Genomic DNA, 5509 nt, shown 5'->3' with positions numbered 1-5509 from the left:
ACCTTGTTCGCCATTGGTTCAAGAACAATGGTCGAGCGGGATTGAGCATCGACTGACCAAGCCGAACCATCCCTGGACCAACGGCCAAGTCGAGCGGATGAACCGCACGATCAAGGAGGCGACAGTGAAGCGAGACCACTACGACAGCCACGAACACATCTCGGCGACTTCATGGCTGCCGACACCTTTGCCCGCAGACACAAAACGCGCAGCAGCCTCACGCCCTGCGAAAACATCTGCAAAATCTGGACTTCCGAGCCAGATCAATTCATCATCGACCCGATCCACCAGATGCCGGGACTGAACACCTAATTAAAGAAATTTCGGACAATAGCGATTTCTGCCTTAGTCGATGCGAAGAACCCTTCAATATTTGGCCGCAGTTACCACCGCAAAAGTGTATTCTAGTAGTGCCTATCGTACTTCCGGGCAGGTCGAATGTCGGTTTAAGACAGCGCTCTGTCATCTGCGGCATTGTGGAGGCGCGCTTCTTTTCAATTTCCGCTTCGGGCTGCAAGCCGAACTCTTCCCAAACAAAAAGCCCGGTCAAATGGATCGGGCTTTTGTGAGTTACTTCTTGTTGGCTTCCTGCCAGGCGCGGGGGTCGTTTAGGAATTTTTCGACCTCTGCCAGGGTCTCGGTGCTAAAGGATTTTTGCGCTTTGGCCTCGGCCAGAACGTCCCACCAGGTGCACAGGTAATGCAGCTCGACGCCGTGGTCGCCGAGGCGTTTTGTGGTCTCGGGAAAGATGTCGTAGTAGAAGATCACCGCCGTGTGGCCGCAGGAGGCGCCGGTGTCGCGGATCGCGTCGACAAAGGAGAGTTTGGAGCCGCCATCGGTGGTCATGTCTTCGACCAGAAGTACGCGTTGATCTTCGGTCATCACCCCTTCGATGCGGGCGTTGCGACCGTAGCCTTTGGGTTTTTTGCGCACATAGGTCATGGGCAAGGCCATGCGTTCGGCCACCAGCGCGCCAAAGGGAATGCCGGCCGTCTCACCGCCTGCAATATTGTCAAAGGCTTCAAAACCTGCGTTGCGCATCACGGTGATGGTCAGGAAATCCATCAGGGTGGAGCGGATGCGCGGGAATGAGATCAGCTTGCGGCAGTCGATATAGGACGGCGAGGGCAGACCAGAGGCGAGCGTGTAAGGCTCATCCGTGTTGAAATTCACCGCGCCGATTTCCAACAACATGCGTGCGGAGAGGCGGGCGATTTCCTCTTTGCTCGGGTAGGACGTGGGGATCATGTGCGTCTCCTGTGATGCGGATGAGATGGGTTCCGGCGCTGATACCCGATCCACGCAGGCGATGTCGAGAGGGGTTGCACACGCGCAATGCGTGCATAGGGTGCAAAGGGGTATTGTTTTGAGGGATTGAAATCGTGGAACGTTTGAAGAAGCGAGATTTCTGGCCGGTTCTTTGGGTGGGGTTGGTGATTGTTGCCTGGCTGGCATCGCCTTGGGTGGTGCAATGGATCGTCGTGTTTACGCATGGGGATGGGACTGAGGTCGGCACCTTTGGGGACTCGTTTGGTGCGTTGACATCGCTGTTCACCGGGCTGGCGTTTGTTGGCCTGATCGTCACGCTTCGGCAACAGAAGGTGCAGATCGAGATGCAGCGGCAGGATCTGAAATTGCAGCGCGAAGAGATGAAAGCTGCACGGGATGAGTTGTCTGGGCAGAAGGAGCAGATGAAGCTGCAGAACCAGAGCCTGAAGCAGCAGATGTTTGAACAGACGTTTTTCAATTTGCTGGCGCTATTTAATCGTTACGTAGAGGGTCTTGCTGCCAAAGAAGATAATCCTGAAAAAACGCCTGAAACTGGAAGGGCCCTTCTTCAGGGTATCAAAGATCAACTGCGGGCGGGTTTTGTTTCGGCGTTGTATCAGATGCAAACCTACCCTTCTTCGTCTCCGGGAACTGAATTCGTGAGAGCTCATGAGCATTTTGAACGTCGTTTTTCTGCGAATGCAGACGAATTGAATGGCTATTTGAGACAACTCCACAATGTTCTGCAGCTGATACATAATTCTAGTTTAGGTAATCGCGAAGTGTATGCCAGAACGTTGGCAGGGCAACTCACGGATAGTGAGTTGGAACTCATCGCTTTGTGCCGTGCGCGAAAGGAATATGCAGAACTCAAAGAACTTGTGGAGCGCTATGACCTTCTGAAACATCTTCCTCCAGCGCTGAACGGGCAGGACATTCATCTGATTTGCGACGAGATCCGAAGGCTTGAGGCTGAGGCGCGTGAGAGCATTTAACCTCATCGCCAGAGGCAAGCATGGGAGCCTCCGGCGGAAGTATTTTTGAAAAGATGAAATCAGGTCACGGTCCAATGGACCGGGTAGCCGGGGTCAAAGACGGTGACGGGGCCGTCGTCGCTGTGGATTTTGTCGGGGAAGGTCACGGGCGCGTCCTGTTTGGTCAGGGTCAGCGTGCCTTTGTTTTCCGGCAGGCGGTAGAAGGCGGGGCCGTTTTTGGAGGCGAAGCCTTCGAGTTTGTCCAGCGCGTCGTCTTCCTCAAACACATGGGCCAGGAGCGCCATTGTGTTGGTGGCGGTGAAACAGCCTGCGCAACCGCAGCCAGATTCTTTGGCGGGATCCACATGGGGGGCGCTGTCGGTGCCGAGGAAGAAACGCGCATCGCCTGAGGTGGCGGCCTCGCGCAGGGCGAGGCGGTGTTCTTCGCGTTTTGCAACCGGCAGGCAGTAGTAATGGGGTTTGATGCCGCCGACCAGGATGTGGTTGCGGTTGATAATCAGGTGGTGCGTGGTGATGGTCGCGCCGAGGTCAGCATCATTGGCTTTGACGTAGTCCACACCGTCTTTGGTGGTGATATGTTCCATGACCACACGCAGGCCCGGTGTGGCTTTGCGGATCGGGTCGAGGATACGGTCGATGAACACGGCTTCGCGGTCAAAGATGTCGATTTCGTGGTCGGTGACCTCACCATGCAGACAGAGCGGCATGCCGATTTCGGCCATTTTTTCCAGCACGGGTCGGACCTTGTCGAAGTCCTGCACGCCGGAGGCGGAGTTGGTGGTGGCACCTGCGGGGTACAGCTTGACCGAGGTGACAAGACCGCTGGCATGGGCGGCGGCCACATCTGCCGGGTCGGTGTCTTCGGTGAGGTAAAGGACCATCAGCGGGTCAAAGCTCATGCCTGCGGGCAGGGCGGCCATGATCCGGTCCTTATAGGCGGCGGCTTGCGCGCCGGTGACCACCGGGGGCACCAGGTTCGGCATGATAATCGCGCGGCCAAAATGGCGGGCAGTTTCAGGCAAGACGGCCTTGAGCATCGCGCCGTCGCGCAGATGCAGATGCCAGTCGTCGGGGCGGGTGATGGTCAGCGATTTGGTCATACCGCCGCGTTAGCACAGCCGCCGTCAAAGGAAAAGAAGCGGCTGTTTGAAAATCACCGGTTGTGGATCTAGCTGGGCTCAGTGGGCCAGGTGAATTCACCAGCTTCAGCGCGTTTTTTCAACCCCTGCAGGCGGCGGCGGAAACGGGGTGCGCGCAGGCGTTGGGTCACATTGCGACACAGGAGCGCCACCAGATATGGGCGATCCTGGGAGTCGATATGTGCCATCAACCCTTTGAGATAGCCGCCATTGTTGCGACGGGCGCGGGCCAGTTTGAAGAAGCTTTGTTCGGTGAGCTTGCCAGATCCGACCTGCGAGAGGATGGAATAGAGGATCTCCATCTCGATCAGGCGGGTCTGTACGGCGGCGCCCATAAACGGCAGGCGCAGCCGGGTCACATTGGAACGCGCATAGAGGGCGGCATGCATCGCATCCAGACGTTCATAGGGATCAAAGATCACAAAGGCATGGTCAGCAGCATCCAGCATATCGGGCGCATAGCCGTAACGGTCCGAGAACGAGGTGCGGCGCATCTCAACAAAACGGTCGTCCCATTCAGTCATCCGCGGATCAAGGGTGGCCTGTGGTTGGATCGCCAGCACCGTAGCACCGGGAGACGCCACCGAAAACGCGGCGGCAGAATAGCCACATGGGCCTGCGCCGTAGAACACCACATTGTCGAATTCTTCGAAGAAGCCGTCATCAATCAGCTGGTCAAAAAACGCATAGACCTGTTCGGCGCGAAACCAGGTGTCGCCGTCCGAGACCAGACAGAGATGCGACCAACCTAAGTTACGCACCAGATCAAAACCCAAGGGCTGCGCCTGTTCGGACAGGTTGTGAATGCCCTGCAACGTTTCAAAGGTCACCAAGAGCGTGTTGCCCTGATCAATGAACGTGGCGAAATGCTTGTCCCCAAGGTCCTGAAACAGGCCGTTTTCCTCGGCGATTTCGGCCATGCGGGCTTTCCACTCGCGTGGTTTCATCCCCGAGAGATCCTCATCCAGCGCGTCGATGACTTCTTGCATACCTGTCGTCCTCAAATTGCCGAAAACTGTGGTCGGCTTTGGTTACCAACAGGGTTAACGGCAGAATACGGCCAAAGTTTGAAGAGTTCTGGCAGATTTGTCGACCGACCGTTGATCGGTGAAGGGAGCATTTAATTTACCGCCCATGCACTAACGGATTGGCGGCAAGTCGAATGTGCTATGCCCGTGGCCTATTTCGTAGACTCCTGGTTGGCCCGCCAAGCGGGCCTGTCGCGGTTTGATGCCGCTCCTTTGATAGCATTTGTTTCAGCAAAGGAGACTGACTATGGGACTGAAACGGACGGACGAATTCCGCCAAGATGCAGTGCGGATCGCGCTGACGAGTGGGCTGACACGCAAGCAGGTTGCTGATGATCTGGGTGTTGGCATGTCGACGCTGAACAAATGGATTACGGCGCAGCGAAACACGGATGTGGTGTCGAAAGAGGATTTATGCCTCACCCAAGAGAATGACCGGCTTCGGCGTGAGAACCGCATTCTCAAGGAGGAAAGGGAAGTGCTTAAAGAGGCTACGCGGTTTGCGAGCATTTCGCCACCGTCCTGCCAGCCGCAGGCAGCGGTCCGATATGGTGACGTTGGCGCACATTAAAGAACAATCGCGCCTGAGCTTGGGCAGCTATGGCCGCCCACGCATGACAGAAGAGCTGAAAGAGATCGGTTTAGATGTGGGTCACCGCCGTATTGGCAGGTTGATGCGCCAGAACGGCATATCAGTTGTGAGAACACGCAAACATAAGGTGACGACAGACAGCGATCATAAGTTCAATATTGCGCCAAGCCTGCTGGATCGTAACTTCTCAGCAGACGCGCCCAATCAGAAGTGGGCTGGCGATATCAGCTATGTCTGGACCCGCGAAGGCTGGCTCTATTTGGCTGTGATCCTTGATCTGCATTCCCGAAGGGTCATCGGATGGGCCGTCAGCAATCGCATGAAACGCGACTTGGCGATCCGGGCGTTGAGTATGGCCATCGCGTTCCGGCAACCGCCCAAGGACTGCATCCACCACACAGATCGTGGGTCGCAATACTGCTCTCACGACTATCAGAAGATCCTGCGCCAGCACGGGTTCAAGGTGTCGATGAGCGGAAAAGGCAC

At 56.3% G+C, this 5509-nt stretch carries 4 protein-coding genes and 2 pseudogenes; 3 read left to right on the top strand and 3 right to left on the bottom strand.

Annotation, left to right across the window (positions count from 1 at the left end; all coding sequences use genetic code 11):
- Positions 1–312 (top strand): annotated as a pseudogene (locus KMP13_RS12895) (integrase core domain-containing protein); the annotation flags it as partial.
- Positions 313–570: 258 nt separating this feature from the next.
- Here the strand turns inward: KMP13_RS12895 and KMP13_RS12890 are convergent.
- Positions 571–1248 carry an orotate phosphoribosyltransferase gene (locus KMP13_RS12890; RefSeq protein ID WP_215266254.1) on the bottom strand — a complete coding sequence of 226 codons (678 nt, stop codon included), beginning with the start codon at positions 1246–1248 and terminating at the stop codon, positions 571–573.
- 134 nt (positions 1249–1382) lie between these two features.
- Here KMP13_RS12890 and KMP13_RS12885 point away from each other — a divergent pair, with 134 nt between their 5' ends.
- A complete protein-coding gene (locus tag KMP13_RS12885; RefSeq protein ID WP_215266253.1) occupies positions 1383–2264 on the top strand; it encodes a putative phage abortive infection protein in 882 nt (293 codons plus the stop codon).
- A gap of 59 nt (positions 2265–2323) precedes the next feature.
- On the opposite strand, the gene pyrC is transcribed toward KMP13_RS12885, so the two are convergent.
- Positions 2324–3364, bottom strand: coding sequence for a dihydroorotase (pyrC, locus tag KMP13_RS12880; protein WP_215266252.1), 1041 nt, complete (start codon positions 3362–3364; stop codon positions 2324–2326).
- Positions 3365–3432: 68 nt separating this feature from the next.
- On the bottom strand, positions 3433–4392 hold the full coding sequence (locus KMP13_RS12875) for a phosphoadenosine phosphosulfate reductase (RefSeq protein WP_215266251.1): 960 nt from the start codon (positions 4390–4392) through the stop codon (positions 3433–3435).
- Positions 4393–4678: 286 nt separating this feature from the next.
- Between KMP13_RS12875 and KMP13_RS12870 the strand changes: the two are divergent.
- Positions 4679–5509: pseudogene (locus KMP13_RS12870) on the top strand (IS3 family transposase); the annotation flags it as partial.

The sequence above is a fragment of the Epibacterium ulvae genome, assembly GCF_018678075.1.
In the GTDB taxonomy this organism is placed as follows: Bacteria; Pseudomonadota; Alphaproteobacteria; order Rhodobacterales; family Rhodobacteraceae; genus Epibacterium; species Epibacterium ulvae_A.
This window is presented reverse-complemented; position numbering and strand designations above follow the sequence as displayed.